Source organism: Pseudooceanicola nanhaiensis DSM 18065 (genome assembly GCF_000688295.1).
Classification (GTDB): domain Bacteria; phylum Pseudomonadota; class Alphaproteobacteria; order Rhodobacterales; family Rhodobacteraceae; genus Pseudooceanicola; species Pseudooceanicola nanhaiensis.
In genome coordinates this window covers 519013-545042 of the sequence record NZ_JHZF01000011.1, presented here as the reverse complement: position 1 = coordinate 545042, position 26030 = coordinate 519013, and the positions used below count along the sequence as shown (strand labels likewise).

24 protein-coding genes are annotated in these 26030 nt (G+C 69.2%); 13 read left to right on the top strand and 11 right to left on the bottom strand.

The features are described 5' to 3' along the window. Positions 1-91 precede the first annotated feature (91 nt). From acs to Q344_RS0103500, 7 genes are all read left to right on the top strand, one after another. On the top strand, positions 92-2053 hold the full coding sequence (acs, locus tag Q344_RS0103530) for an acetate--CoA ligase (RefSeq protein WP_028285454.1): 1962 nt from the start codon (positions 92-94) through the stop codon (positions 2051-2053). 204 nt (positions 2054-2257) lie between these two features. After that, positions 2258-3010, top strand: a complete 753-nt coding sequence (locus Q344_RS0103525) for a PRC-barrel domain-containing protein (RefSeq protein WP_169739173.1) — start codon at positions 2258-2260, stop codon at positions 3008-3010. Between the two features lie 175 nt (positions 3011-3185). Next, positions 3186-3686, top strand: a complete 501-nt coding sequence (accB, locus tag Q344_RS0103520; RefSeq protein WP_028285452.1) for an acetyl-CoA carboxylase biotin carboxyl carrier protein — start codon at positions 3186-3188, stop codon at positions 3684-3686. 10 nt (positions 3687-3696) lie between these two features. After that, positions 3697-5046 carry an acetyl-CoA carboxylase biotin carboxylase subunit gene (gene accC, locus Q344_RS0103515; RefSeq protein ID WP_028285451.1) on the top strand — a complete coding sequence of 450 codons (1350 nt, stop codon included), beginning with the start codon at positions 3697-3699 and terminating at the stop codon, positions 5044-5046. Between the two features lie 215 nt (positions 5047-5261). Continuing rightward, positions 5262-6494 (top strand): MFS transporter, encoded by a 1233-nt coding sequence (locus Q344_RS0103510; RefSeq protein WP_028285450.1) that lies wholly within the window; start codon positions 5262-5264, stop codon positions 6492-6494. Positions 6495-6570: 76 nt separating this feature from the next. Continuing rightward, positions 6571-7317, top strand: coding sequence for an SDR family NAD(P)-dependent oxidoreductase (locus Q344_RS0103505; protein WP_028285449.1), 747 nt, complete (start codon positions 6571-6573; stop codon positions 7315-7317). A 40-nt stretch (positions 7318-7357) separates the two neighbouring features. Continuing rightward, a complete protein-coding gene (locus Q344_RS0103500; RefSeq protein WP_028285448.1) occupies positions 7358-9214 on the top strand; it encodes an ABC-F family ATP-binding cassette domain-containing protein in 1857 nt (618 codons plus the stop codon). Between the two features lie 443 nt (positions 9215-9657). Here Q344_RS0103500 and Q344_RS0103495 read toward each other — a convergent pair whose 3' ends face one another. Continuing rightward, complete coding sequence (locus tag Q344_RS0103495) at positions 9658-10371, bottom strand: FG-GAP repeat domain-containing protein (protein WP_028285447.1); 714 nt, start codon at positions 10369-10371, stop codon at positions 9658-9660. After that, positions 10371-10694 (bottom strand): 2Fe-2S iron-sulfur cluster-binding protein, encoded by a 324-nt coding sequence (locus tag Q344_RS0103490; RefSeq protein WP_028285446.1) that lies wholly within the window; start codon positions 10692-10694, stop codon positions 10371-10373. Before Q344_RS0103490 ends, Q344_RS0103495 begins: the two co-directional genes overlap by 1 nt. A gap of 119 nt (positions 10695-10813) precedes the next feature. Between Q344_RS0103490 and Q344_RS23010 the strand changes: the two genes are divergently transcribed. Then, a complete protein-coding gene (locus tag Q344_RS23010) occupies positions 10814-11227 on the top strand; it encodes an OB-fold nucleic acid binding domain-containing protein (protein ID WP_051630245.1) in 414 nt (137 codons plus the stop codon). 52 nt (positions 11228-11279) lie between these two features. After that, positions 11280-11822, top strand: coding sequence for a peptidoglycan-binding domain-containing protein (locus Q344_RS23005; protein ID WP_051630242.1), 543 nt, complete (start codon positions 11280-11282; stop codon positions 11820-11822). 204 nt (positions 11823-12026) lie between these two features. Here Q344_RS23005 and Q344_RS0103475 read toward each other — a convergent pair whose 3' ends face one another. The 5 genes from Q344_RS0103475 to gor form a co-directional block, all read right to left on the bottom strand. Then, positions 12027-13436: a DegQ family serine endoprotease gene (locus Q344_RS0103475; protein ID WP_084178358.1), complete on the bottom strand. Its 1410-nt coding sequence runs from the start codon at positions 13434-13436 to the stop codon at positions 12027-12029. A gap of 266 nt (positions 13437-13702) precedes the next feature. Then, positions 13703-13900, bottom strand: coding sequence for a DUF2065 domain-containing protein (locus Q344_RS0103470; RefSeq protein WP_028285444.1), 198 nt, complete (start codon positions 13898-13900; stop codon positions 13703-13705). Beyond that, positions 13897-15063: a protease modulator HflC gene (hflC, locus tag Q344_RS23000; protein WP_084178284.1), complete on the bottom strand. Its 1167-nt coding sequence runs from the start codon at positions 15061-15063 to the stop codon at positions 13897-13899. Before hflC ends, Q344_RS0103470 begins: the two co-directional genes overlap by 4 nt. Next, positions 15063-16223 carry an FtsH protease activity modulator HflK gene (gene hflK, locus Q344_RS0103460; RefSeq protein WP_028285443.1) on the bottom strand — a complete coding sequence of 387 codons (1161 nt, stop codon included), beginning with the start codon at positions 16221-16223 and terminating at the stop codon, positions 15063-15065. The genes hflC and hflK overlap by 1 nt, the downstream gene beginning before the upstream one ends. Before the next feature lie 68 nt (positions 16224-16291). Further along, positions 16292-17653, bottom strand: a complete 1362-nt coding sequence (gor, locus tag Q344_RS0103455; RefSeq protein WP_028285442.1) for a glutathione-disulfide reductase — start codon at positions 17651-17653, stop codon at positions 16292-16294. A gap of 155 nt (positions 17654-17808) precedes the next feature. Between gor and Q344_RS0103450 the strand changes: the two genes are divergently transcribed. Next, positions 17809-18642: a DUF305 domain-containing protein gene (locus tag Q344_RS0103450; protein ID WP_028285441.1), complete on the top strand. Its 834-nt coding sequence runs from the start codon at positions 17809-17811 to the stop codon at positions 18640-18642. Between the two features lie 398 nt (positions 18643-19040). On the opposite strand, the gene rpiA is transcribed toward Q344_RS0103450, so the two are convergent. The 3 genes from rpiA to Q344_RS0103435 all read right to left on the bottom strand — a co-directional run bounded on the left by rpiA (position 19041) and on the right by Q344_RS0103435 (position 21224). Continuing rightward, positions 19041-19829, bottom strand: coding sequence for a ribose-5-phosphate isomerase RpiA (gene rpiA / locus Q344_RS0103445; RefSeq protein WP_028285440.1), 789 nt, complete (start codon positions 19827-19829; stop codon positions 19041-19043). Between the two features lie 153 nt (positions 19830-19982). Then, positions 19983-20576 carry an NAD(P)H-dependent oxidoreductase gene (locus Q344_RS0103440; protein ID WP_028285439.1) on the bottom strand — a complete coding sequence of 198 codons (594 nt, stop codon included), beginning with the start codon at positions 20574-20576 and terminating at the stop codon, positions 19983-19985. Between the two features lie 99 nt (positions 20577-20675). Beyond that, entirely contained in the window at positions 20676-21224 is a 549-nt protein-coding gene (locus Q344_RS0103435) for a 2OG-Fe(II) oxygenase (protein WP_028285438.1), read from the bottom strand. Positions 21225-21352: 128 nt separating this feature from the next. Here Q344_RS0103435 and Q344_RS0103430 point away from each other — a divergent pair, with 128 nt between their 5' ends. Continuing rightward, positions 21353-21745 (top strand): metallopeptidase family protein, encoded by a 393-nt coding sequence (locus Q344_RS0103430; protein ID WP_028285437.1) that lies wholly within the window; start codon positions 21353-21355, stop codon positions 21743-21745. 230 nt (positions 21746-21975) lie between these two features. Here the strand turns inward: Q344_RS0103430 and Q344_RS0103425 are convergent, their stop codons facing one another. Then, positions 21976-23634 (bottom strand): NAD+ synthase, encoded by a 1659-nt coding sequence (locus Q344_RS0103425; RefSeq protein ID WP_028285436.1) that lies wholly within the window; start codon positions 23632-23634, stop codon positions 21976-21978. Between the two features lie 168 nt (positions 23635-23802). Here Q344_RS0103425 and Q344_RS0103420 point away from each other — a divergent pair, with 168 nt between their 5' ends. Then, positions 23803-25383 carry an MORN repeat-containing protein gene (locus Q344_RS0103420; protein ID WP_084178283.1) on the top strand — a complete coding sequence of 527 codons (1581 nt, stop codon included), beginning with the start codon at positions 23803-23805 and terminating at the stop codon, positions 25381-25383. A 168-nt stretch (positions 25384-25551) separates the two neighbouring features. Then, positions 25552-26001, top strand: coding sequence for a ribose 5-phosphate isomerase B (rpiB, locus tag Q344_RS0103415; protein ID WP_028285434.1), 450 nt, complete (start codon positions 25552-25554; stop codon positions 25999-26001). The last annotated feature ends 29 nt before the right edge of the window (positions 26002-26030 follow it).

The window sequence follows — 26030 nt, the reverse complement described above, 5'->3', positions numbered from 1 at the left end:
CAACGCCCGGCGGGTTCGCCTTGAACCTCGCCGGGCGATGGTCCTATCTACTCCCTAACGGGACGTCACCAACGCGAAAGGGAGGCGCGTCATGAACGAAGCCAGCAACCCCAAAATCTATCCGCCGTCCAACGACTTCGTGGCCAAGGCTCACGTGGGCGCCGAAACCTACGAGACGATGTACAAGGCCTCCATCGAGGACCCCGAGTCCTTCTGGGGCGAGCAGGCGAAGACGCGGCTCGACTGGATCGAATCCTTCACGAAGGTCAAGGACGCGGACTTCACCCTCGGCAAGGTCAAGATCAAGTGGTTCGAGGACGGCGTGCTGAACGTCGCCTACAATTGCATCGACCGGCACCTGGAAGAACGCGGCGACCAGACCGCGATCATCTTCGAGCCGGACGAGCCGGGAGATGGCGCGCAGCACATCACCTACCGGGAACTGCACGAGAAGGTCTGCCGCTTCGCCAACGTCCTGCTGGCGCAGGGCGTGATGCGCGGCGACCGCGTCGTGATCTACCTCCCGATGATCCCCGAGGCGGCCTATGCCATGCTCGCCTGCGCCCGGATCGGGGCGATCCACTCGGTCGTCTTCGCCGGCTTCTCGCCCGACGCGCTCGCCAACCGGATCAACGATTGCCAGGCCAAGGTGGTCATCACCGCCGACACCGCGCCGCGCGGCGGGCGCCGCACCGCGCTGAAGTCGAACACCGACGCCGCGCTGCTGCACTGCTCGGACAAGGTGCGCTGCCTCGTCGTGAAGCACACCGGCGACCAGACGACCTGGATCCAGGACCGCGACGTCGACGTGAAGGCGATGATGGCCGAGGTCGCCCCCGATTGCCCGATCCGTCCGATGGGCGCCGAGGATCCGCTCTTCATCCTCTACACCTCCGGTTCGACCGGCAAACCCAAGGGCGTGGTGCATTCCTCCGGCGGCTACCTGCTCTACGCCGCGATGACGCAGGAGCTGACCTTCGACTACCACGACGGCGACGTCTTCTGGTGCGGTGCGGATGTCGGCTGGGTGACCGGCCACACCTACATCATCTACGGGCCGCTCGCGAACGGCGCGACCACGCTGATGTTCGAGGGCGTGCCCACCTACCCCGACGCCTCGCGCTTCTGGCAGGTGATCGAGAAGCACAAGGTGAACCAGTTCTACACCGCCCCGACCGCGATCCGCGCGCTCATGGGACAGGGGACGAAGTTCGTCGAGGGCTCGGATCTCTCGTCGCTCAAGGTGCTCGGCACCGTGGGCGAGCCGATCAACCCCGAGGCTTGGAACTGGTACAACGACAACGTCGGCAAGGGGAAGCTGCCCATCGTCGACACCTGGTGGCAGACTGAGACGGGCGGGCACATGATCACCCCCCTGCCCGGCGCCACCGCGACCAAGCCCGGCTCGGCCACGAAGCCGTTCTTCGGCGTGCAGCCCGTGGTGCTGGACGCGACCTCCGGCAAGGAGATCGAGGAGACCCAGGCCGAGGGCGTCCTTGCCATCAAGCAGAGCTGGCCCGGCCAGATGCGCACCGTCTGGGGTGATCACGAGCGGTTCGAGAAGACCTATTTCTCGGACTACAAGGGCTATTACTTCGCCGGTGACGGCTGCCGCCGCGACGCGGACGGCTATTACTGGATCACCGGCCGCGTGGACGACGTGATCAACGTCTCGGGCCATCGCATGGGCACGGCCGAGGTCGAATCCGCCCTCGTCGCCCACGCCAAGGTCGCCGAGGCGGCGGTGGTGGGCTACCCGCACGAGGTGAAGGGCCAGGGCATCTACGCCTACGTGACGCTGATGAACGACGTGGAGCCCTCGGACGAGCTCCGCAAGGAGCTCGAGGGCTGGGTCCGCAACGAGATCGGGCCGATCGCGAAGCCCGACCTGATCCAGTGGGCCCCCGGCCTGCCCAAGACCCGCTCGGGCAAGATCATGCGCCGGATCCTGCGCAAGATCGCCGAGAACGATTACGGCGCGCTCGGCGACACCTCGACCCTGGCCGACCCTTCGGTGGTGGACGAGCTGATCGAGAACCGCATGAACAAGTGACCGCCGCAGGGCGTGACACGGAAAGGCGGGCCCGCGCGGCCCGCCTTTCTTCTTGCCCGCCTCGCCCCGGCGAAACCGGCCGCGACAGATCGGCAGCATGCCGCCGGAAAGCTTCCCCCTGGCGGAACCTCCGCCACCGTGGCCCGTTCCTCCTTCAGCACATCGCAAGAGCGACATACCGCAAACGCGAACAAGGAGAACATGATGACACCGGTCAAGAAAACACTGATTTCCAGCGCTGCCGCGCTTGCCCTTCTCTCGGGCCCCGTGCTGGCACAGGACACCGCGACGGACACCGGAACGCAGGTCGAGAGCACCCTCGGCGACGGCGAGATCAACGCCACGGCGACCACCACCGACGAGGGCGCAACGGCGCAGGCCGAGGCCGAGGCCGAGGCCGATGTCGATCCGCTGCGGCAGAACGTCGAGGACGGCGTCGCCGCCATCGGTGACGCGGTCGAGACCGTCGGAGAGGCCACGATCGCCGCGGGCGAACAGGTCGGCGACAGCGCCGAAGCCGCCGGCGACGCGGCCGTCGACACCGCGGATGCGGCGGACGAGCAGCTCGAGGACGGCGCCGAGGCCACCGAAGAGGCGCTCTCGCCCGACGCGACCGCCACGGCGGATGCCGAGGCCGCTGCCGCCGCCGGCTCCGCCCCCTCCACCGCGGGCGCCCTGATCGGCGCCGAGGTGGCGTCCTCGGCGGGTGAGGACATCGGCGAGATCGACAATGTCGTCCGGATCAACGGCGAGGTGATGGCCGTCGTGGGTGTCGGCGGCTTCCTCGGCCTGGGCGAGCATTCGGTGGCGCTGCCGCTGACCGAGCTCGACTGGCAGGGCGAGACCGTCACCGCCTTCGGCTATACCGAGGAACAGCTCAAGAGCATGGACGAATACGATTCCGAGCTCGCCACGCAGCTGGAGGCTGACGAACAGATCTCGCTGGGAAAGTCGTGACCCCGGCCGACCGCTGACGGCCGGATCCCTGCACGGGGGGCGCCCGCCGGGCGCCCCTTTCCGTTTGACCGGGCCCGCGCTTGCGCATAGGTCGCTTTCCACACGCCTCCCCTTACCTTATAAGCCCCGGGGAAAGGGCCACAGGGAAGGGCCCGGGCTTCTGATCGAGGACAGCATGACGAACAAGTCGCACGACGCCGATGTTTCTTTCATCCAGGCTCTGGCCGGTCTCCTGAAGGACAATGACCTCAGCGAGATCGAAGTGAAACGGGAATACGGCGAGGACGACTCCCTCAACGTCCGCGTCAGCCGCCATGTCGCCGCCCCCGCCCCCGTGGCGATGGCCGCCCCCGCCGCCCTGCCGGCACCGGCCCCCGCGGCCTCTGCCGCAGCGCCCGCGGCCCCTGCCGCCGCATCCGAGACCGCCGATCCGGCCAGCCACCCGGGCGCCGTGACCTCGCCGATGGTGGGCACCGTCTACCTCCAGCCCGAACCGGGCGCGGAGCCTTTCGCCAAGGTCGGCGCGCAGGTGTCCGAGGGCGACACGCTGCTCATCATCGAAGCCATGAAGACCATGAACCACATCCCCGCGCCGCGCTCCGGCACGATCAAGCGGATCATGGTGGAAGACCAGTCGGCCGTCGAATTCGGCGCGCCGCTCATGATCATCGAGTAAGGCCACTCAGATGTTCGACAAGATCCTCATCGCCAACCGGGGCGAGATCGCACTCCGCGTCATCCGCGCGGCGCGCGAGATGGGCATCCGCTCCGTCGCGGTCCATTCCACCGCTGACGCCGACGCGATGCATGTCCGCATGGCCGACGAAAGCGTCTGCATCGGTCCGCCCTCCTCGGCCCAGAGCTACCTGCACATCCCCTCGATCATCGCCGCCTGCGAAGTGACGGGCGCGCAGGCGATCCACCCGGGCTACGGCTTCCTGTCGGAAAACGCCGGCTTCGTGCAGATCGTCGAGGACCACGGGCTCACCTTCATCGGCCCCCGGGCGGAGCATATCCGCATCATGGGCGACAAGATCACCGCCAAGGACACGATGAAGAACCTGGGCGTGCCCTGCGTGCCCGGCTCCGACGGCGGCGTGCCCAGCCTCGAGGACGCCAAGCGCATCGGGGCCGAGATCGGCTACCCGGTCATCATCAAGGCCACCGCCGGCGGCGGCGGGCGCGGCATGAAGGTCGCGAAGAATGACGGCGAGATGGAGCGCGCCTTCCACTCCGCCCGGTCCGAGGCCAAGGCCGCCTTCGGCAACGACGAAGTCTATATCGAGAAATACCTCACCACCCCCCGCCACGTGGAGATCCAGGTCTTCGGCGACGGCAAGGGCGGCGCGGTGCACCTCGGCGAGCGGGACTGCTCGCTCCAGCGCCGCCACCAGAAGGTCTTCGAGGAGGCCCCCGGCCCCGCGATCACGCCCGAGCTGCGGGCCCGGATCGGCAAGACCTGCGCCGATGCCGTGGCCGCGATCAACTACGCCGGCGCCGGCACGATCGAGTTCCTCTACGAGAACGGCGAGTTCTACTTCATCGAGATGAACACCCGCCTGCAGGTCGAACACCCGGTCACCGAGGCCATCTTCGGCGTCGACCTCGTGCGCGAGCAGATCCGCGTGGCCGAGGGCTATCCGCTCTCCTTCACGCAGGACGATCTCACGATCAACGGCCACGCCATCGAGGTCCGGATCAACGCCGAACGCCTGCCCGATTTCGCACCGCGCCCCGGCCGTATCACGCATTACCACGCGCCCGGCGGTCTCGGCGTCCGGATGGACAGCGCGCTCTACGACGGCTATTCGATCCCGCCCTATTACGACAGCCTGATCGGCAAGCTGATCGTGCACGGCCGCGACCGGCCCGAGGCGCTCGCCCGTCTCGACCGCGCCCTCGGAGAGCTGATCGTCGACGGGGTGGAGAACACCGTGCCCCTCTTCGACGCGCTCCTGCAGGAGCCCGACATCCAGTCCGGCAACTACAACATCCACTGGCTGGAGGCGTGGCTGGAGAAGAACCTCCAGGCCTGAGCGCCCCGCCCGGCTTTCCTCTGGTCATGTATCCTCGGGGGGAGTCGGGCCGCAGGCCCGACGGGGGGGGCAGACAGCCCCCCTCCCCGCCCTCCGCCCCGCGGAGGGCCGCGTTTTGCGCAATCCCGCACCCCGCGAATTCCGTATCCCGTTTTCGACCCCTTTCGTCGCTCCCGGACTGGCCCTCCCGGGGTCACTGCGGGCAAGCATGACCCATGCGCCTTCTCCTGACCTTCGCCCCGCTCTTCCTTTCGGTCCTGCTGCTCCAGCTCTCGACCGGCGGCGTGGGCCCGCTCGACGCGCTCTCCGGGATCGCGCTCGACTTCACCGTGGGCCAGATCGGCCTGCTCGGTTCGGCGCATTTCGTGGGCTTCTTCATCGGCTGCTGGTGGGCCCCGCGCCTGATGGGGGCCGTCGGCCATTCCCGCGCCTTCGCGGCCTTCACCGCGGCCGGCGCGATCGGGCTCATTGCCCACATGACGATCGTCGATCCCTATGCCTGGGCCATGATGCGGGTCGCCTCGGGGCTCTGCGTCGCGGGCTGCTACACGGTGATCGAGGGCTGGATGATGGCGCGGCTCGAGAATGCCGAGCGCGGCCGCGTCATGGGCTCCTACCGCATCATCGACATGGGCGGCTCGCTGCTGGCGCAGACGATGATCTCGTTCCTGGCGCCTGCCGATTACGTCTCCTACAACGTGCTGGCGATCCTCTGCTGCGCCGCGCTCTTCCCGCTGACGCTCACCCGCGCGGAACAGCCCGCCATGCCCGCGCAGCCGCGCCTCAGGCCGGGCCTCGCTTGGGCGCGCTCGCCGCTCGCCGTGGCGGCCGTCATCGTCTCGGCGCTCTCGGCCGCGACCTTCCGGATGATCGGCCCGCTCTACGGCAAGGAGGTCGGGCTCGGCACCGACCAGATCGCGCTCTTCCTGTCGATCTACATCCTCGGCGGCGCATTGGCGCAATACCCGGCGGGCTGGCTTGCGGACAAGTTCGACCGCCGCCGGGTCCTGATCTGGATCTCGGTCGGCGCGATGCTCAGCTGCCTGCTGGCCGCGACGACCTCGGACGGGGTGACGATGGTGATGCTGAACGCCGCGCTCTTCGGCTTCACCACCTTCCCGGTCTATTCGGTCGCCGCCGCCCATGCCCATGATTTCGCCAGCCACGAGGAACGGGCCGAGCTCTCGGCCGCGCTCCTCTTCTTCTACGCGCTCGGCGCCATCGCCGCGCCCTGGACGGCCTCCCAGCTGATCGCGGCCTTCGGGCCCGGCGCACTCTTCGCCATGGTGGCGGTCGGGCACCTGGCGCTCCTGGGCTTCGGGCTCCTGCGGATGCGTGTCGGCCGGGTCCGCACCGCGCGCACGCGCTACGTCTGGGCGCCGCGCACCTCGTTCATCATCGGGCGCCTGCTCCGGCGCGCGCGGGAGCGCGAGGACGGGACAGCCTGACGCAGCCACCTTGGCGGACCCTGCCCGAAGGCATAGGTCTCTGGACGGGGAGCCCCACGCGAAAAGGAGACACATCATGGACATTCGGTTTGACGGCAGGACGATCATCGTCACCGGCGCGGCCTCGGGCATCGGCCTGGCCATCGCGGAGCGGCTGGCCGAGAGCGGCGCGCGCGTCATCGTGTCGGACATCGACCAGGCGGCGGCGGAGGCGGCGGCCGAAAGGATCGGCCACGGCGCGCTGGCCCGCGCCTGCGACGTGTCGAAACCCGAGGCGGTCGAGGCGCTGGTCGATTTCGCCGTGACGGAGACCGGCGCGCTCCACGGCATCGTGAACAACGCCGGGATCGGCGGGGCGCAGGCCGCCACCGGCGACTACCCGCTCGACAGCTGGGACAAGGTCATCGGCGTGAACCTCAGCGGCGTCTTCTACGGCACGCGCTACGGCATCGCCGCGATGCGGAAAACGGGCGGCGGCGTGGTGGTCAACATCGCCTCGATCCTGGGCTCCGTGGGCTTCGCCAATTCCGTGGCCTATGTCGCGGCCAAGCACGGCGTGGTCGGCCTGACCAAGAGCGCCGCGCTGGAACACGCCGGCGACAACATCCGCGTCAACGCCATCGGCCCCGCCTTCATCCACACGCCGCTGATCGACGAACATCTCGACGACGCGACGCAGCAGGCGCTGGCCCAGATGCACGCGATGAAGCGCCTCGGCAAGCCGTCCGAGGTCGCCGATCTCTGCTGCTACCTGCTCTCGGACCAGGCAAGCTTCATCACCGGCTCCTATCACCTCGTCGATGGCGGCTATACCGCCCAGTAGACCTATGGCGCAGCTGCGCGGCCTCTGCTAGGGACCGCGCATGCTACGCCTCGAAGACATCTCCTACGCCGTTGCCGGCCGCACCCTGATCGATCACGCCTCGGCCACGATTCCCGAAGGCCACAAGGTCGGGATCGTCGGCCGCAACGGCACCGGCAAGACCACCCTCTTCCGCCTGATCCGGGGCGAGCTCGCGCTCGAGACCGGCGCCATCTCGCTGCCGCCCCGCGCCCGCATCGGCGGCGTCGCGCAGGAGGTGCCGGGCAACGAGGTCTCGCTGATCGACACGGTACTCGCCGCCGATACCGAGCGCGCGGCGCTGATGGCCGAATCCGAGACCGCCACCGACGGGATGCGCGTGGCCGAGGTGCAGACCCGCCTCGCCGACATCGACGCCTGGGGCGCCGAGGCGCGCGCCGCGACGATCCTCAAGGGCCTGGGCTTCACCGATGCCGAGCAGCGGATGCCGTGTTCGGCCTTCTCGGGCGGCTGGCGGATGCGCGTGGCGCTCGCCGCGGTGCTCTTCTCGCAGCCCGATCTGCTGCTGCTCGACGAACCGACCAACTACCTCGACCTCGAGGGCGCGCTCTGGCTCGAAAGCTACCTCGCGCGCTATCCCCACACCGTGCTCATCATCAGCCACGACCGCGGCCTGCTGAACCGGGCGGTGAACCATATCCTGCATCTCGAGGGCAAGAAGCTGACCCTCTACGCCGGCGGCTACGACGATTTCGCCCGCCAGCGCGCGGCGCAGCGCAGCCTGCAGGCCGCCGCCGCCAAGAAGCAGGAGGCACGGCGCGCGCATCTGCAAAGCTTCGTCGATCGTTTCAAGGCCAAGGCGTCGAAGGCCAAGCAGGCCCAATCCCGCGTCAAGATGCTGGAGAAGATGGAGAAGATCACCGCCCCCGAGGACGAGGCGCGCACGGTCTTCACCTTCCCCGAACCCGAGGAGCTCTCGCCCCCCATCGTCGCCCTCGAGGGCGCCTCCACCGGCTACGGCGAGACGGTGATCCTGCGCGGCATGAACCTGCGCATCGACCAGGACGACCGGATCGCGCTTCTCGGCCGCAACGGCGAGGGCAAGTCGACGCTGTCGAAGATGCTGTCGGACCGGCTGCCGCTGATCGACGGGCGCAAGGTCGCCTCCTCGAAACTCCGGATCGGCTTCTTCGCCCAGCACCAGGTGGACGAGCTGCACGTGGACGAGACACCGCTCCAGCACCTCCTGCGCGCCCGGCCCGGTGAGCAGCAAGCCAAGCTCCGCGCCCGCCTGGCAGGCTTCGGGCTCGGCGCCGAGCAGGCCGAAACCGAGGTCGGCCGCCTCTCGGGCGGTCAGAAGGCCCGGCTGTCGCTCCTGCTCGCCACGCTCGACGCGCCGCACATGCTGATCCTCGACGAACCGACCAACCACCTCGACATAGAGAGCCGCGAGGCGCTGGTCGAGGCGCTGACCGATTACACCGGGGCGGTGATCCTCGTCTCCCACGACATGCACCTCCTCAGCCTCGTGGCCGACCGGCTCTGGCTGGTGAAGGACGGCCGCGTCTCGCCCTACGAGGGCGACCTGGAAAGCTACCGCCAGATGCTGATCGGCCCGGCGCCCTCGGCGAAGTCCGACAAGCCGAAGGAGAAGCCGAAACGCCCCTCCCGCGACCAGGTGCTCGCGCTTCGCGCCGAGGTCCGCAAATGCGAGGAACGGGTGAAGAAGCTCTCTGACATGAGCGACAAGCTCTCCGCGAAGCTGGCCGATCCCGCGCTCTACGAGGACGACAAGGTGGGCGAGCTGGAGGTCTGGAACCGCAAGTACGCGGAACTGCGCGGGGCGATGGAAAAGGCCGAGACGCTCTGGATGGCCGCGCTCGAAAAGCTGGAAGCCGCCGAAGCCCCGGCGGCCTGACCCCCCGCTTCATCTTTCCGGAAATACTCCGGGGGAGTCGGGCCAGCGGCCCGACGGGGGCAGCGCCCCCCTCCACCGCCGTCATTCGAACCGACCTTGGAGGCTTGACGCCGGTCGGGCTCCAGGTCCTGCCGTCGCGCAGGCCCGGGGGCAGTGCAACCGACATCGGGCCCGGGCCGCCTTGCACCACCGCCCTCCGCACCGATCTTCGAGGCTCAGATCCGATCGCGCTCCAGGTCCTGCCGTCGCGCAGGCGGGGGCACTGCACCCTAACGGTGGCTCCCGGGCCCCCTCCCGCGCCCGCCCCGCGCATCCAGGTCGTAGGTTGCCTGCCCGTGCCCGCAGCCCAGGGCCGCCTCAGGCCCCCGCGCCGACGGCCAGGCCGGTGCACGGCGGTGGTCGCGCCCGGCACCCGGCGTGTCAGGTTGCGTCCCGCGCCGCCGCTACCGGCAGGCCATCGCGCTTGCCATGGCCTCGGCGGAATACCCCCCGAGCGCCCGCGTCTCGATCCGCCCGCCGGTCAGGCGCGAGGCCATCACCCGGCCCCAGTCCCGATCCGCGGTGATCATCTCGGGCCCCTGCCCGCACTCCCGGATGCCGCCCGGGATGTGGTCCCAGCCGATCCGGTGGTTCGTCAGCCCCTCGGCCGCGGCGACCTCCCGGAAGGCGCCCTCCCGGTAGCGCCAGACCCGGAGCACCTTCGCGAGGTGCGGCCGGTCGACATAGGCCAGCTCGACGAACCCGTCCCCGTCGAGGTCCGCGCCCCCGAGCGGCGCCAGCCAGCGGTGCCTCTGCCCGATGTAGGGGGTCGCCACGAGGGGCGCCTCCGCGCCCGGCTGCCAGGCCGAGAGACGCGCGCCGCGGTTCAGGTCGGTCTCCACCACCACCACTTCCGGGCTGCCGTCGCGGTCCAGATCGACGAGCCGCGGCGCCACATCCTCGAAGACGCGGTTCTCGGGCAGGCGGATGGTATGCTCGGAGGTCCCCGCGGCACTCTGCAGGGTGATCGTCAACGCCCCCCATTCCACGGCATCCCCGAGGACCCCGTGGTCGTAGCGCGTCGTGGGCTCGCCGAACCGGGCGGCCACCACCCGTCCCTCCGCCGCCCAGCCTGCCACCGGCAGCAGCGCCGCGAGGAGCGCCGCCGCCAGCCGCATCAGATCTGCCGCTCGGGCATCTGCACGACCAGCCCGTCGAGCGCGTCTGTCACCTTCAGCTGGCAGGTCAGCCGGGACCGGGCGGGATCGGGCTCGAAGGCGAAATCCAGCATGTCCTCTTCCATGTCGCCCTTCTCGGGCAGCTTGTCGGTCCAGGCCGGATCGACATAGACATGGCAGGTGGAGCAGGCGCAGGCACCGCCGCAATCGGCCTCGATGCCGGGAATGCCGTTGTCCCGCGCGCCCTCCATCACGGTCATGCCGTTGGCGACCTCGACGACGTGCTCGGTGCCGTTGTGCTCGATATAGGTGATCTTCGCCATCTCGCTCCCCTTGCTGCTCCGGTTCGGTCTAGCTTCGCGTCACCGCCCGTTCCAGCCCCTTTTGCATCTGTCCGGGACAAGGGCTTGTGAGCGTTGCGTCATGTTCTATATTCGTTCTCATGAGACCCGCCGACCGCCCCTGGCCGAAACCGCCCTCGGCCATCCCCGCCGCCCTGCTCCAGCTGCCGCCCGCCAATGCCCGGGTGACGGTGGCGGGGATCGTGATCCTGCGCCAGCGCCCCGGCACGGCGAAGGGGGTGATCTTCCTCACGCTCGAGGACGAGACCGGGATCGTCAACATCATCGTCTGGCGCAAGCTCTACGACGCGTTCCGGCGCGCGGTGATCTCGGGGCGGATGCTGCGGGTGACGGGCCGGGTGCAGCGCGACAGCGGCGTGACCCACGTGGTCGCCGAACGGATCGAGGATATCTCGGCCATGCTCGACAGCCTGCCCGCCCTCGGGGTCGACAAGCTCTGCCACGGCAAGGGCGGCGACGCGGCACGGGTTCCCCGCTACGGCGAAACCGGCTAGACTGCGGACCAACGAGGCGGGCCAACCCGCGCGAGCAGTCCACGAGCCGATCATGCCCCGCATCCCCCTGCCCCTCCGGGCCCCGCTCATGACGCTGGCGCTCGCCGCCTGCGGGGGCGAGACGCTGACCCCGCTCGCCATCGGGCCCGAGGTCACGCAGATCCGCGCGGCCGCGCCCCCGGGCGCGGCGCCGGGCACCTGCTGGGGCCGCGACGCCACGCCCGCGGTGATCGAGACGGTGACCGAGCAGGCCGCGGTCCCCGGCCCCGACGGCAGTTCCAGCTACCGGACCGAGACCAGCCAGCGCATCGTGCAGGAACGGCGCGAGGTCTGGTTCCGCACCCCCTGCCAGCCCGAGATGACGGCCGAGTTCATCTCATCGCTCCAGCGCGCGCTGGCGGCCCGCGGCCTCTACCGCGGCGCGATCACCGGCACGATCGACGGCCCCACGCGGACCGCGATCCGCGCCTACCAGAAGCCCGAGGGGCTCGACAGCGGCACCCTGTCGCTCGCCGCCGCCCGCAAGCTGGGCCTCGCGGTCGTCGATGTCCCCGGGGCCTCGGCCACGCCCGAGACCGTGCCCGTCGCGGGCTGAGCCGCCCCCTTCCCCTGGTTCCCGTATCCCGGGGTGTGAATTGGCCGAAGGCCAAGAGAGGGGCAGCGCCCCTCTGACCCGCGGCACCCCGTGCCGCAAGGCATCCTGTGCGCGGGCCCCCGGCCCGCGCGCCGCCTGGCACCGCCCGAAAGGAAACGGGCGCCGCGAAGGGCGCCCGTTCGGATCGGTCGGCTGCGGAGAGGATCACTCCTCTTCCGTCTCCTCGACCGGCAGCGCGACGAAGCGCGGGTCCCCGGCACGGCGGACGAGCAGCAGGATCGACTTGCGGCCCGCATCCTGCGCCGCGGCGATCCGCTCCTCGAGCTCGCCGAGGCTCGCCACCTTCTGCTGGCCGGCCTCGGTGATGAGGTCGCCCGCCCGCAGGCCCTTCTCGTAGGCGTCGGACATCTCGTCCACGTCCACGACGACCAGCCCCTCGGCATTCTCGCCGAGTTCCAGCTGCTCGATCAGCTCCGGAGTGACCGGGCTCACGGTGAGGCCCATGAGCTCCTTCTCCGCCGGCGCCTCGCCGTCCTCGGCACCCGGCTGGGCGGCGGGGACCGGGTTCTCGGCCTGTTCGCGGCGGCCGAGCGTCACCGAGAGGTCGGTCTCTTCGCCGTCGCGCAGCACCACCACGTCCACGGCCTTGCCGACCGCGGTGTTGCCGACCTGGCGGACCAGGCCGCGGGTGTCCTCGACATCGCGGCCGTCGAAGGTGACGATGACGTCGCCGGCCTGCATGCCGGCTTCCATCGCCGGGCCTTCCGGCACGTCGGTGACGAGCGCGCCGCGCGCCTCGTCGAGCCCCATGGCCTCGGCCATGTCGGGGGTCACGTCCTGGATGCGGACGCCCAGCCAGCCGCGGCGGGTCTCGCCGAATTCCTTCAGCTGGTCGACGACCTTCGACACCACGTTCGCGGCCATCGAGAAGCCGATCCCGATCGAGCCGCCATTGGGCGACAGGATCGCGGTGTTCACGCCGATCACCTCGCCGTCGAGGTTGAAGAGCGGCCCGCCCGAGTTGCCGCGGTTGATGGCGGCGTCGGTCTGGATGTAATCGTCATAGGTGCCCGAGAGCGCCCGGTTCCGGGCCGAGACGATGCCCGCGGAGACCGAGAAGCCCTGGCCCAGCGGGTTGCCCATGGCGAGCACCCAGTCGCCAACGCGGGCCACGTCGCTGTCGCCGAACGACACGTAGGGCAGCGGACCCTCGGCCGTGACCTTCAGCAGCGCGATGTCGGTCTTCGGGTCGGTCCCGACGACTTCGGCGTCCAGTTCGGTGCCGTTGAAGAACTCGACGGTGATCTCGTCGGCGGATTCGATGACGTGGTTGTTGGTCACCACGTAGCCGTCTTCCGAGATGACGAAGCCGGAGCCCAGTGCGGAAGAACGGCGCGGACGGTCGCTCTCGCCGTTCCGGTCACGGAATTCACGGAAGAAATCCTCGAAGGGAGAGCCCTCGGGAACGATGGGGTTCACGCCGGCGTTGCCGGCGACGGTGGTGGACGTGGTGATGTTCACCACGGCGGGGCTGAATTTCTCTGCCAGGTCCGCGAAGCTCGACGGCCGGTCCTGCGCGACGGCCTGCTGGCCGACGGCCATCAGCGTCATCATCACGCCGAGGACGAGGCCCCGCAGGGTCCATTGGCCCTGCGTGTCGCGGTCCCGGGGTTGGGTGGCATAAGCCAGTTGTGTCACACCCGTTCTCCTCTTTGGTTTGCTCTGCCGGCCGCGGCTTCATGCCGGTTCCGGCGGTCAAGTGTGGCGGGCGCGCCGGGCGCCCTCGCCCGTTAGATGCAATGTAGACCCGATGGACCGCAACTCAAAGCCCGTCGCGCGGTCTCAACTGCTCGTGAAAGTCCCGTGGCGACAGACATCGCTCAGGCCCCCATGGTCTTGGCGATCCAGACGAAGACGAAACCGATGGCCAGCGCCCCCAGACCGAGGGTCCGCCGCGCCTCCACTGGCATCGCCCTGAGCGCCTCGAGCAGCTGCTCCACAAGCGAAGGGGCCAGCGCGTACGCCAGCCCCTCCACGATCAGCACCAGCCCGAGGGCCAGGAATGCCGTTTCGATCATTCGCTCGCTGCCGGCGCGGTGGTCTCTTCCTCCGCGGCGGTCGCGGCGGCGGGGGTGTCCTCCCCCGCGGGCGCGGTGTCATCCGCCGCAGCCTCGTCCGTCGCGGGCCCGACGCCGGCGCCCTCGTCGGCCGGGGTGCTCTCCTCGGCCGAGGTCTCCGCCTCGGAGCCGGGCGCCTGCGTCGCCGCGTCGGAGCTCTCCTCCGCGACGGCTGCCGCCCCCTGATCGCCCTGCCCCTCGCCTGCGCCGCTCTGCGGCACGTCGGCCGATCCGGTCGCTGCGACCTCGGCCGCGATCTCCGGGTTCGAGCTGCGCAGGTAGTTGAAGAACTCCCCGTTGGGCGAGATCACCATCGTCGAATTCTCGCCCTTCAGCGCGCGTTCATAGGCGCTGAGCGAACGGTAGAACTCGAAGAACTCCGAATCCGCGCCATAGGCGTTGGCGTAGACCGAGTTCCGGCGCGCGTCGGCCTGACCGCGGACGATCTCGGCCTGGCGGTTCGCGTCCGAGACGATTTCCACCTGGGTCCGGTCGGCCTGCGCGCGGATCCGCTGCGCGGCCTCGTTGCCCCGGGCGATCTCGTCCGCCGCCTCGCGTTCACGCTCCGCCCGCATCCGGGCGAAGGTGGCATCGAGGTTCTCCCGCGGGAGGTCGGTGCGCTTCAGCCGGACGTCGATGATCTCGAGCCCGAGGTTGCGTGCCTCGGTCACCGCGCCGTTCCGGATGCGCTGCATCAGCGCCGCCCGGTCCGAGGACAGGATGTCGTTGGAACTGACGGAGCCCAGCACTTCCCGGATCTGCGAGCGCAGGATCGAGTCGAGCCGGCTTTCCGCCGCGGTGATGCCGCCGACGCCGACCGCCTGACGGAACTGCTTCACGTCGGTGATGCGGTAGCGCGCGAAGGCGTCCACCACGAGCCGGCGGTCATCGAGCGGCGTGACCTCGAGCGGGTCGGTGTCGCGCGACAGGATGCGGTCGTCGTAGCGCACGACCTCCTGCACCAGCGGGATCTTGAAGGCGAGGCCCGGGTCTTCCTTGACCGAGACGACCCGGCCGAACTGCAGGACCAGCGCCTTCTCGCGTTCGTCCACGATGAAGATCGAGGACACGAACAGCAGGAACGCCGCGACCAGGACGATGATGAGTGCGGTACCCTTGCGCATCACTGGGTCTCCTCGGTCTGGCGGGAACGGTTCAATTCGTTGAGCGGGAGGTACGGCACGACGCCCTGTCCGCCCGCCGTGTCTTCGAGGATGACCTTGTCGACATCGCCCAGCACCCGCTCCATCGTCTCGATGTAGAGACGCTTGCGCGTCACCTCGGGGGCCTTGGCGTATTCCTCGAGGATCGCCGAGAAGCGGCTCGCGTCGCCCTCGGCCTCGTTGACCACGCGGGCGCGGTAGCCCTCGGCCTCTTCGAGCACCTGCGCGGCTTCACCGCGGGCGCCGGCAAGGACGCGGTTGGCATAGGCGTCGGCCTGGTTGGTCAGGCGTTCGCGCTCCTGCTCGGCCGCCTGCACCTCGCGGAAGGCGTCGATCACCTCGGCGGGCGGGTCGGCCTTGTCGAAGGTCACCCGGACCACGTTGAGCCCGCTGTCGTAGCTGTCGAGCGTCGACTGGATCATGTCCTGCAGACGCCCGGCGATGGCGCCCCGGTCCCGGTTGAGGATCGGCGCCAGCTCGGATTGCGCGATGATCTCGCGCATGGCCGATTCCGACACGGCGCGGATCGTCATCCGCGGATCGCGCAGGTTGAAGAGATACTGCGCCGGGTCCGAGATGTTCCAGACGACCTGGAAGTCGATGTCGACGATGTTCTCGTCGCCGGTCAGCATCAGCCCGGCCTCGTCGCCGCGGCCCGCGACACCGATATCCTCGGTCTGTTCGCGCGTCACCGGGATGACCTCGGCGGTCACCAGCGGCCATGGAGCGAAGTTCAGACCGGGGTCGCCGGTCGAATAGTAATCGCCCAGGAAGAGCTCGACCGAGCGTTCCTCGGGCCGCACCGTGTAGAAGCTGGCAAAGAGCCACAGGGCCACGGCAACCAGCCCCGCGATGATCAGCGTGCCACGGGTGATGAAGGGCCCGCCGGGGCCGGCGCCATTGCCGTCATCCGGTTTGCGCGGGCCGCCACGGCCGCCCATCAGCACGCGGAGCTGGTCCTGCCCCTTGCGGACGAGTTCGTCGATATCGGGGATCTGTCCCCCCTCGCCTGGGCGCCTGCCACCGTTGCCGGGCCGCTGCCCGCCGTTGTTCCCCTGATCGTCGCCGCCGCGGTTGCCACCGCCGCCTCCGCCCCAGGGTCCGCCGGAATGTCCAGCCATCTTGTTCCTTCCCTTGACCTCAATAAGGTGTCCCTTGCCTCCCTAGCTGTGCCGGGAAGGCATCGAATTCAAGCCTTTCGCACCGGCTGTCGCATGGTCACGAGCTCTTCCGCCATGGTGGGGTGCACCGCCACGGTCCGGTCGAAATCTTCCTTGGTCGCACCCATCTTTACAGCGATTCCCGCCAGCTGGATCATTTCTCCGGCCTGCGGTGCGACGATATGGCAGCCCAGCACCTTCCGGCTCGCCTGGCTGACCACGAGTTTCATCAGCACCCGGTCGGCCCGGCCGGCAAAGGCCTGCTGCATCGGCTTGAACGAGGTCGAATAGACCTCGATCGGCTCCTGCTCGCGCGCGGCCTCCTCCGAGAGGCCCACGGTGCCGAATTCCGGCTGCGTGAAGATGGCCGAGGGGATCAGCTCGTGATCGACCGGCGTCGGGTTGCCCTTGAAGACGGTCTCGACGAAGGCCATGCCCTCGCGGATCGCGACCGGCGTCAGGTTCACCCGGTCCGTCACGTCGCCGATGGCATAGATCGAGGGCACGGCGGTCTGGCTGTAGCGGTCCACCACGATCTCGCCGCGGCGGCCCAGTTCCACACCCAGATCCTCGAGCCCCATGTCGCGGCTGTTCGGATCGCGCCCGATGGCGAAGAGCACCTGGTCGAAGACCGCCTCGGTGCCGTTCGAGGCCTTCACCCGGATGCCGTCCCCGTCGCGTGCCATCTCGAGGATGTTGGTCCCGCAGTGGATCGTGATCCCCTTCTGCTGCATCTCGTCGGCGACCAGCCCGCGCGCCTCTCCGTCGAAGCCGCGCAGGATCTGCGCACCGCGGTAGAACTGCGTCACTTCGGAGCCGAGGCCGTTGAAGATGCAGGCGAATTCGCAGGCGATATAGCCGCCGCCGACGACGAGGATGCGCTTCGGCAGCGTCTTGAGGTGGAAGACCTCGTTGGACGAGATCGCCAGTTCCGCGCCCGGAATGTCGGCGGGCACCGGCCGGCCGCCGGTGGCGACCAGGATGTGCTTGGCGGTGAAGGTCTCGCCGGTCGAGAGCTCGACCGTGTGGGCATCCTTCAGCCGCGCCCGCGCGTCGTAGGCGGTCACGCCGGAATTCTTCAGCAGGTTGCGGTAGATGTTCTCGAGCCGGTCGAGCTCGGCCTCGAGCTTGCCGCGGAAGGCGTCCCAGTCGAAGGCGGGATCGTTCAGGTCCCACCCATAGGCGCGCGCGTCCGCCACCATGGCGGGGTATTCGCTGGCGAAGACCATGAGCTTCTTCGGCACGCAGCCCCGGATGACGCAGGTGCCGCCGTAACGGTCCTGCTCGGCCAGCGCCACCTTCGCGCCCGCCTCGCCGGCCGCCACGCGGGCCGCCCGGACCCCGCCGGAGCCGCCGCCGATGACGAAGAGATCGTAGTCGAAGTCGCTCATGAACCGCCTCTTTTCAAGTCCCGGTCCATAGACCACAGCCGGTGCTGGAATGCCAGAGCGCGCTGGTCCGGCGGCGAAGGGCCCGGAAGGGGGGAACCTTCCAGCGCGGGAAGGCCGTTGAGCAGCTACAGCGCCTCAGACATGGGAGCAGATCTATGACATACACCCGCTTCGCCCTGATGATCGCCACCTCCACCGTCGTGATGTTCGGGCTCATGTATCTCAACACATATGCTTTCGAGCACGTGTTCTACAGCGAAACCCGCGCCTGGATGGCGCTGCTCATGGGCGGCACGATGGCTTTCGTCATGATGGCCTTCATGTTCGCCATGTACCCGAACAAGGGTGCGAACCTCGCCATTCTCGCTGGCGCAATCGTGATCGCCGGTGTCGCGCTCTGGCTGGTGCGCAGCCAGATCACGGTTTCGGGCCCGAGCTACATGCGCGCGATGATCCCGCACCATTCCATCGCCGTGATGACCTCGGAGCGCGCGGGGATCGAGGACCCGCGGGTGCGCAAGCTCGCCGATGCGATCATCGGCGCCCAGCAGAAGGAGATCGCCGAGATGCGCTATCTCATCGCGGACATCGATGAGAACGGACCGGCCTCGGAGATCTACGAGGATCCCGCCGCCCGGCCCGGCACGGTGGAGGACGCGTTGAACACGACCCTGCTGGGAGAGCTCGACCCGGCTCCGCTGACCCGCGACGAGGCAGGCCGGATCATCACTCCGGAATGCGGTTTCGCCCGCACGGCCGCGGCCGACCCCATCCTCTGGATCGCCGAAGGCGGCGCGGCGGCGATGAAGCTGAACGGCGTTCTCATCGCGCTCGAGGCGCAGGAGGACGGCCAGTTCTCCGCACCCGGCGTCAGCCTGAGGCTGCGGGATCTCCCCGATCCCGACTGGCGGAGCAACGCGGAGCTGGTGTTCGCGCTGGAGAACGGCCCGACCGTGGGCTACCGCGGCTTCGACAGGTGTCGCCGGTAGGCGGCCGCCAGCCGCCCGCTCGCTTCATCTTTCCGGAAATACTCCGGGGGAGTCGGGCCTCCGGCCCGACGGGGGCAGCGCCCCCGCCACGGCCGCTGTTTGAACTGGCCTCTGGTTTTCAGCAGTTACCGAGATCCAAGTCGAGCCGTCGCGCGAGGCGGGGGCACTGCAACTAACAGTGGGTCTGGGCCCCCTGCCACGGCCGCTGTTTGAACTGGCCTCTGGTTTTCGGCAGTTACCGAGATCCAAGTCGAGCCGTCGCGCGAGGCGGGGGCACTGCAACTAACAGTGAGTCTGGGCCCCCGGCACTGCCCTGCGCCCCGGGGACCGCCCTCCGGACACCGGACACCGGCGCGGGCCGGGCTTCGGCCCGGCCGCGCGCGCGCGCGCCCCGGCCCCTACTCCCCGAGATCGCGGAAGAGGTTGTCGTCCTCGAGGAAATCCAGCCGACCCTCCTCGATCGAGCCGTCGTTGATGTCGCGCACCTCGACCCGGCCGTCGCCGAAGCCCACGACGACCTTGTCGCAGATGTCGATGAAGAGCCCGTTCTCGACCACCCCGGGGATCTGGTTCAGCACCATCGCGAGCTGCCGCGCATTGCCGATCCGGTTGAGGTGCAGATCGAGGATGTAATTGCCCTCGTCCGTCACATAGGGCGCCGCGCCGTTCATCCGGAGCGAACTCTGCCGCCCCAGGACATCCATCGAGATCAGCATCTCCTCGGCCAGCGCCTGGGTGGTCTGCCAGCCGAAGGGGATGACCTCGAGCGGCAGGGGGAAATGGCCCAGATGCTCGACCTCCTTGCCGACATCCGCGATGACGATCATCTGGTCCGAGGCGGTCGCGACGATCTTCTCCTGCAGAAGCGCACCGCCACCGCCCTTGATCAGGTTGAGGTCCTGGTCGAACTCGTCCGCCCCGTCGATCGTCAGGTCGAGCCACCTCGCCTCGTCGAGGCTGACGACGGTGATCCCGCAATCCCGCGCCAGCTCGGCGGTGCGGGACGAGGTCGGCACGCCCTTGATCCGCAGCCCGTCCTCGCGCACCAGCTCGCCCAGGCAGCGCACCATCCAGGCGGCGGTCGATCCGGTGCCGAGCCCCACGCGCATCCCGTCCTCGACGAAGTCGACGGCGCGCTTGGCGGCCACGAACTTGGCCTTGTCGATGGGGGACAGCTCTCCGGACATGGACGGGGACTCCGTTGGGTCGTTGCGCCCGGTTATAGGCAAGCGCACCCCGCATGCATAGGGCCCCCGGACCGCGGATCCGCAACGGGCGGCACGGTCCGGAGGCCCCGGGGGCGGCCCGATGGGCCACCCCGGCCGGTCACCGGCGGGCGGTTACCCGACCAGTTTCTCCGTGAATGTCACGAGCCGCTTCGCCTGGTGCGCGACAGCGGTGCGGCCCGCATCGTCGAACTCGCCCGCCTTGGCGGAATAGCCGTAGGGGTTGCCGCCCGCGGCATAGAGCGCCTCGTCGGTATAGCCCGGCGTCACGAGGATGGCGCCCCAGTGCATCAGCGTGGTGTAGAAGCCCAGCAGCGTGCTCTCCTGCCCGCCATGGGTGTTCATCGCCGATGTGGTGGCGGTCGCCGTCTTGTCGGCCAGCTTGCCCTGCTGCCAGAGCGGCCCGAGCGTGTCGATGAAGGCACGGACCTGGCCCGGCGCATTGCCGTAGCGGGTCGGGAAGGAGAAGAAATACCCCTCGGCCCACTCCATGTCGTCATGCGAGATCTCGGGGATGTCCTGCATCTTCTCGAGCTGCGCCTTCCACTGCTCCTGGCCGTCGATGACCTCCTGCGGGGCGGTCTCGGCGAAGCGGCGGAAGCGGACCTCGGCGCCCGCGGCCTCGGCGGCGCGCCTGGCCTCCTCGGCGATCTGATGGTTGGTCCCGGTCATGGTGTAGAACGCGATCGTGATCTTCGGTTTGCTCATTGGAAGCCTCCTTTTGCGAAGTTCAATTCGTGCCTACGCCGGAGGTTCCCCGCGTCCCATCTGCGCCAGATCACATGCCCCGTGCGGACATGCAGGGGCTCAGCGGAACGCGGGCCCATGCGCCCAGACGGTCAGCGAGGCGCGGGCCCCCGCCGTGACCGGCGTCACCCGGTGCAGCGCGAAGGCCGGGAAGAGCGCCGCCGTCCCCAATGCGCGCGGCGCGGTGAGGCGGTGCGCCGCCGGCATCACCTCGAGCGACCCGCCCTCGTAGGCCTCCGATGCCGAGAGCTGCACCACCAGCGTCAGCTTGCGCCGGCCCGCCAGCGCCCCCTCGCCGATATCGGAATGCCAGTCGAAATGCCCCTGACGCTCCGCGCCGTAGCGGGCGACCTGCGGGCTCTCGGCGAATTCGGTCAGGGCGAAATCGAACACCTGCCGGTTGGCCTCGGCCACCACGTCGATCAGCCGGTCCATCACCCAGCCCGTGCCGGGGATGTCGTCGAGCCAGACGAGATCCGCGCGCCGCATGTCGTGATCGCGCTGCCCCACGAGCCGCGCCTCGGCGGCAGGCTGGGCGGCGGCAAGGCGGATGATCCGGTCGCATTCCTCGGCGGAGAAGGCGTCGGGCACGACATGGAGGGTGAGCATCGGCGGGGTCCTCGGGAGCTGCAAATGGCGCCGCATAGGGCCACGTCCCGGCGCCCGCCCGCCCGTTTTCGACGCGCGTGTCGCATTCCGCCCTTCCGTCCGGCCTGACGCCACGCCATATCGGGCCCATGTCCCAGGATCTCTCCCTCGACCGTTTCGAACGGGTGGCGCTCGCCACCATCGCCGCCCTGCCCCCGCCCTTCGCCGAGCCCGCCAGGGCGGTCCTGCTGCGCATCGCCGACTGGCCCGCGGCGGACATGCTGGCCGATCTCGGGATGGAGGACCCGCTGGAACTCACCGGCCTCTACGACGGCGTGCCGATGACCGAGAAATCCGTCTTCGCCTTCGGCGGCCCGCCCGACACGGTCTGGCTCTTCCGCGAACCCATCCTGGCCGAATGGCGCGAGCGCGGCGACGTGGAGCTCGACGACCTCGTCGCCCATGTCGTGATCCACGAATTCGCCCACCATTTCGGCTGGTCCGACGCCGACATCGCCGCCATCGACCCCTGGTGGGAATGACACGTCCCCCGGGGACCCTCCCCCCTTCCACTTGCCGGAAGTAACCTCGGGGCGGTGAGGTGCCATGAGGCAGGCGTCCACTGGACCCCTGCGGCGCCGAACGGGCGGAGCCCAGGGGATTGGACCGTCCCCGCTTTCCTCTGGTCAATGTATCCTCGGGGGGTGAATTGGCCGCAGGCCAAGAGGGGGGCAGACGGCCCCCCTTCCCCGGGCCGGGCGCCCGCGCCCGGCTACCCGTTGTCGCGCCAGCGGTTGACGATCGGATAGCGCCGGTCGAGCCAGAAGGCCCGCTTGGTCAGCCGCGTGCCCGGCGCCGACTGGAAGCGCTTGTATTCGCTGATGAAGAGCAGGTGCTCGACCCGTTTCGCATCCTCGCGCGAGAACCCGGCGGCGACGCAATCCGCCACCGAGCCGTCGAGGTCCACGAGGATGTTCAGGATCGCGTCCAGCACCGGGTAATCGGGCAGCGAGTCGCTGTCCTTCTGGTCCGCCCTGAGCTCGGCCGAAGGCGGTTTCGAGATCACCCGGTCGGGGATCACCTCACCCTCGGGCCCCATCATCCAGTCACGGTGATTGGCGTTGCGCCAGCGGCACTGCTCGAAGACGCGGGTCTTGTAGAGGTCCTTGATCGGGTTGTAGCCCCCCGCCATGTCGCCGTAGATCGTGGCATAGCCGACCGCGACCTCGGACTTGTTGCCGGTGGTCAGCAGCATTTCCCCGAACTTGTTCGAGAGCGCCATCAGCAGAAGCCCGCGCAGGCGCGACTGGATGTTCTCCTCGGTGACATCGGGTTTCGTCCCCTCGAAGAGCGGCGCCAGCGTCTCGGTGATCGCCTGCCGGCCGGCGCTGATCGGAACGAAATCGTAGCGGCAGCCGAGCGCCTCCGCCACGGCCCTGGCATCCTCCAGCGAATGCTCCGAGGTGTATTCCGAGGGCAGCATCACGCAGCGCACGTTCTCCGGCCCGAGCGCATCCGCCGCGATGGTCGCCACGATCGCGCTGTCGATCCCGCCCGACAGCCCCAGCAGGACCTTCCCGAAGCCCGTCTTGCCGCAATAGTCGCGCAGGCTCTGGACCATGGCCCGGTAATCCTGCTCCCAATCGTCGGGCATATGCGCCCGTTCGCCCGGACAGATGCGCCAGCCGGTCTCCCCGCGCTCCAGGTCGACATGCTCCACGCAGGCATCGAAGACCGGCATGTGGAAGGCCATCTCGCCGCCGGGGTTCAGCCCGAAGGAGCCGCCGTCGAAGACCTGGTCGTCCTGTCCGCCCACCATGTTGAGGTAGATCAGCGGCAGCCCGGTCTCGACCACCCGCGCCACCATGTGGTTGAAGCGGGTGTCCATCTTGCCGCGGTAATAGGGCGAGCCGTTCGGCACCAGCAGGAACTCCGCCCCGGATTCCTCCAGCGTCTCGGCGACCTCCGGGTGCCAGGCATCCTCGCAGACCGGGGATCCCACGCGGGTGTTCCCGACCGCATAGGGCCCGCCCAGGGGACCGCTGTCGAAGACCCGCACCTCGTCGAACACCGTCTCGTTCGGCAGGTTGTGCTTGAGCGAGCGGTGCACGACCTTTCCGCCCCGGCAGAAATGATAGGCGTTGTAGAGGCTCGCCCCCTCGATCCACGGACCGCCGATGACGAAGGCGGGCCCGTCGGCATGTTCCTCGGCCAGCGCCTCGATCGCGGCGATCGCCGCCTGGTGGAAGGCGGGCTTCTCGACCAGGTCCTGGGTGTTGTAGCCGGTGATGAACATCTCGGTGAAGGCGACGAGGTCGGCGCCGGCCGCGCGACCGGCCTCCAGCACCTCGCGCGCCTTGGCGGCGTTGCCCTCGATATCGCCCACCACGGGGTTCAGTTGAGCCAGCGTGATCCGGAACCTGTCGGCCATGTGTGCCCTTCCTCTCGGTTTCGGCATGCTTAGCTTCACCTCGCCGCGAGGAAAAGGTGATTTGCCCGAAAGGCGTTGTCAGCCCCTGCGCCCTCCACTAGTTTCTGCGCACCGTCAGGGCTGGAGCCACCGCCACCGGCCGGCACACGAGCAATTCGAGGGGGCCCCATGGCAAACAGGTTCACCAAATCCGTCGCAACGGGAGCGCGGGCCGCGGCGCTCGGGCTGACCTTCGCCGCGCCGCTCTGGGCGCAGGAGGGCGACGTCCGGACCAAGCAATACGACGATGGCGGGGTCTACGAGGGCACCTTCAAGGACGGGCTTCAGCACGGCACCGGGACCTACCGGCTGCCGAACGGCTACGAATACACCGGCGACTGGGTCGAGGGCGAGATCCTCGGCACCGGCGTCGCGCGCTTCCCGAACGGCTCGGTCTACGAGGGCGAATTCGCCAAGGGCAAGCCGAGCGGGATCGGCAAGATCGTCTTTTCCGACGGCGGCACCTACGAGGGCGAGTGGGAAGACGGCAAGATCATGGGCCAGGGCGTGGCCAATTACGCCAACGGCGTGCGCTACGAGGGCGGGTTCCGCAACGCGATGCATCACGGCCGCGGCCGGATGGAGAGCCCCGGCGGCTATGTCTACGACGGCGACTGGGTGAATGGCGTCAAGGAAGGGCTCGGCACCATCACCTATCCCGACGGCGCGGTCTACGAGGGCGAGATCCTGCGCGGCGCGCGCGAGGGCCAGGGCAAGCTGACGATGCCCGACGGGCTGATCTACGAGGGCACCTGGAAGGACGGCCAGATCAACGGCACCGGCACGCTCACCCAGCCCAACGGCGACGTCTACGAGGGCGAGCTGGTCTCGGGCCGCCGCGAGGGGCGCGGCAAGGTCACCTATGCCAACGGCGATGTCTATGACGGCCAGTTCAAGGACGACCAGCGCCACGGCGAGGGCACCTTCACCGGCTCGGACGGCTACACCTACAGCGGCAACTGGATCGCCGGCCGGATCGAGGGCGACGGCCGCGTGGTCTATCCCGACGGCTCGGTCTACGAGGGCCAGTTCCGCAACGATCTCGCCGACGGGACGGGCAAGATCACCTATCCCGACGGCGCGACCTACGAGGGTGCGTGGAAGGCCGGCGTGATCGACGGCGCGGGCGTGGCCACCTATCCCAACGGGCTGGTCTACGAAGGCGAGTTCAAGGACGCGAAGAACCACGGCAAGGGGGTCATGACCTACCCCGACGGCTACCGTTACGAGGGCGACTGGGTCGCGGGCCAGCGCGACGGCACCGGCAAGGCGACCTACCCCGACGGCACCGTCTACGAGGGCGAGTTCAAGGACGGCCAGCGCCACGGCACCGGCACGATCACCATGGCCGACGGCTTCAGGTACGAAGGCCAGTGGCAGGCCGGAGAGATCTCGGGCGCCGGCAAGGCCACCTATGCCAATGGCGACGTCTACGAGGGCCAGTTCAAGGACGGCCGCCGCCAGGGCGAAGGCACGATGACCTACGCCAGCGGCGAGGAGCGCAGCGGGACATGGCAGAACGGCGCGCTCTCCGACGACACGGCGCCCGCCGAGGCCGCCCCCGACACGTCCGATGCGACGCCAGAGGCGCCCGCGGAAGGCGCCGAGGGAACGGAGCCCCCGGCCGAGGGCGCCGAAACGACCGACGCGCCTGCCGGGAACGCCCCTCCGGCCCCCGCCGACGAGGGCACCGGCGCCGGCACGGACTGAACCCCGCTCCCCACGGGCCCTTCATGGCCCCGGGGGATCGCCCCCCGGCCCGACCTTTCCGTCACGACGGCCCCCTGTCCTCCGGCGCCCCGAGGCTGTAAGAGGCGCCCATTCCGATCCTCCCGCGCCGCCCCATCCTCCGCGGCGCGCTTCACACGGGACAGCGACATGACCGCCAGCAAACGTATCGCCCTTTCCAGCGACCACGCCGCCATCGAGATGCGGCAGGCCGTGGCCGCCCACCTCTCCGCGCAGGGCTGGGAGCCGGTCGACATCGGCCCGACCACCCCCGAGAGCACCCATTATCCCAGGCACGGCGAAGCCGCCGCGCGCCTGGTCGCCTCGGGCGATTGCCGCCTCGGGATCGTGCTCTGCGGCACCGGACAGGGCATCATGATGGCCGCCAACAAGGTGAAGGGCATCCGCTGCGGCGTCTGCTCGGACAGCTTCTCGGCCCGGATGATCCGGCAGCACAACGACGCGAACATGCTCGCCCTCGGCGCCCGGGTGATCGGCGAAGGTCTCGCGCTCGAGATCGTGGACGCCTTCGTCTCGGCCGAATTCGAAGGTGGACGGCACGGCACGCGCGTCGAGATGATCATGCAGATCGAAGGCTGAACGCTCCGCGCTCCGGGCCGGGGCAAGCC

What these genes read in the sequence shown, in the direction of transcription:
- acs (WP_028285454.1), top strand. Translation starts at nt 92, where the DNA reads ATGAACGAAGCCAGCAACCCCAAAATCTATCCGCCGTCCAACGACTTC.
- Q344_RS0103525 (WP_169739173.1), top strand. Translation starts at nt 2,258, where the DNA reads ATGACACCGGTCAAGAAAACACTGATTTCCAGCGCTGCCGCGCTTGCC.
- accB (WP_028285452.1), top strand. Translation starts at nt 3,186, where the DNA reads ATGACGAACAAGTCGCACGACGCCGATGTTTCTTTCATCCAGGCTCTG.
- accC (WP_028285451.1), top strand. Translation starts at nt 3,697, where the DNA reads ATGTTCGACAAGATCCTCATCGCCAACCGGGGCGAGATCGCACTCCGC.
- Q344_RS0103510 (WP_028285450.1), top strand. Translation starts at nt 5,262, where the DNA reads ATGCGCCTTCTCCTGACCTTCGCCCCGCTCTTCCTTTCGGTCCTGCTG.
- Q344_RS0103505 (WP_028285449.1), top strand. Translation starts at nt 6,571, where the DNA reads ATGGACATTCGGTTTGACGGCAGGACGATCATCGTCACCGGCGCGGCC.
- Q344_RS0103500 (WP_028285448.1), top strand. Translation starts at nt 7,358, where the DNA reads ATGCTACGCCTCGAAGACATCTCCTACGCCGTTGCCGGCCGCACCCTG.
- Q344_RS0103495 (WP_028285447.1), bottom strand. Translation starts at nt 10,371, where the DNA reads ATGCGGCTGGCGGCGGCGCTCCTCGCGGCGCTGCTGCCGGTGGCAGGC.
- Q344_RS0103490 (WP_028285446.1), bottom strand. Translation starts at nt 10,694, where the DNA reads ATGGCGAAGATCACCTATATCGAGCACAACGGCACCGAGCACGTCGTC.
- Q344_RS23010 (WP_051630245.1), top strand. Translation starts at nt 10,814, where the DNA reads ATGAGACCCGCCGACCGCCCCTGGCCGAAACCGCCCTCGGCCATCCCC.
- Q344_RS23005 (WP_051630242.1), top strand. Translation starts at nt 11,280, where the DNA reads ATGCCCCGCATCCCCCTGCCCCTCCGGGCCCCGCTCATGACGCTGGCG.
- Q344_RS0103475 (WP_084178358.1), bottom strand. Translation starts at nt 13,436, where the DNA reads ATGATGACGCTGATGGCCGTCGGCCAGCAGGCCGTCGCGCAGGACCGG.
- Q344_RS0103470 (WP_028285444.1), bottom strand. Translation starts at nt 13,900, where the DNA reads ATGATCGAAACGGCATTCCTGGCCCTCGGGCTGGTGCTGATCGTGGAG.
- hflC (WP_084178284.1), bottom strand. Translation starts at nt 15,063, where the DNA reads ATGCGCAAGGGTACCGCACTCATCATCGTCCTGGTCGCGGCGTTCCTG.
- hflK (WP_028285443.1), bottom strand. Translation starts at nt 16,223, where the DNA reads ATGGCTGGACATTCCGGCGGACCCTGGGGCGGAGGCGGCGGTGGCAAC.
- gor (WP_028285442.1), bottom strand. Translation starts at nt 17,653, where the DNA reads ATGAGCGACTTCGACTACGATCTCTTCGTCATCGGCGGCGGCTCCGGC.
- Q344_RS0103450 (WP_028285441.1), top strand. Translation starts at nt 17,809, where the DNA reads ATGACATACACCCGCTTCGCCCTGATGATCGCCACCTCCACCGTCGTG.
- rpiA (WP_028285440.1), bottom strand. Translation starts at nt 19,829, where the DNA reads ATGTCCGGAGAGCTGTCCCCCATCGACAAGGCCAAGTTCGTGGCCGCC.
- Q344_RS0103440 (WP_028285439.1), bottom strand. Translation starts at nt 20,576, where the DNA reads ATGAGCAAACCGAAGATCACGATCGCGTTCTACACCATGACCGGGACC.
- Q344_RS0103435 (WP_028285438.1), bottom strand. Translation starts at nt 21,224, where the DNA reads ATGCTCACCCTCCATGTCGTGCCCGACGCCTTCTCCGCCGAGGAATGC.
- Q344_RS0103430 (WP_028285437.1), top strand. Translation starts at nt 21,353, where the DNA reads ATGTCCCAGGATCTCTCCCTCGACCGTTTCGAACGGGTGGCGCTCGCC.
- Q344_RS0103425 (WP_028285436.1), bottom strand. Translation starts at nt 23,634, where the DNA reads ATGGCCGACAGGTTCCGGATCACGCTGGCTCAACTGAACCCCGTGGTG.
- Q344_RS0103420 (WP_084178283.1), top strand. Translation starts at nt 23,803, where the DNA reads ATGGCAAACAGGTTCACCAAATCCGTCGCAACGGGAGCGCGGGCCGCG.
- rpiB (WP_028285434.1), top strand. Translation starts at nt 25,552, where the DNA reads ATGACCGCCAGCAAACGTATCGCCCTTTCCAGCGACCACGCCGCCATC.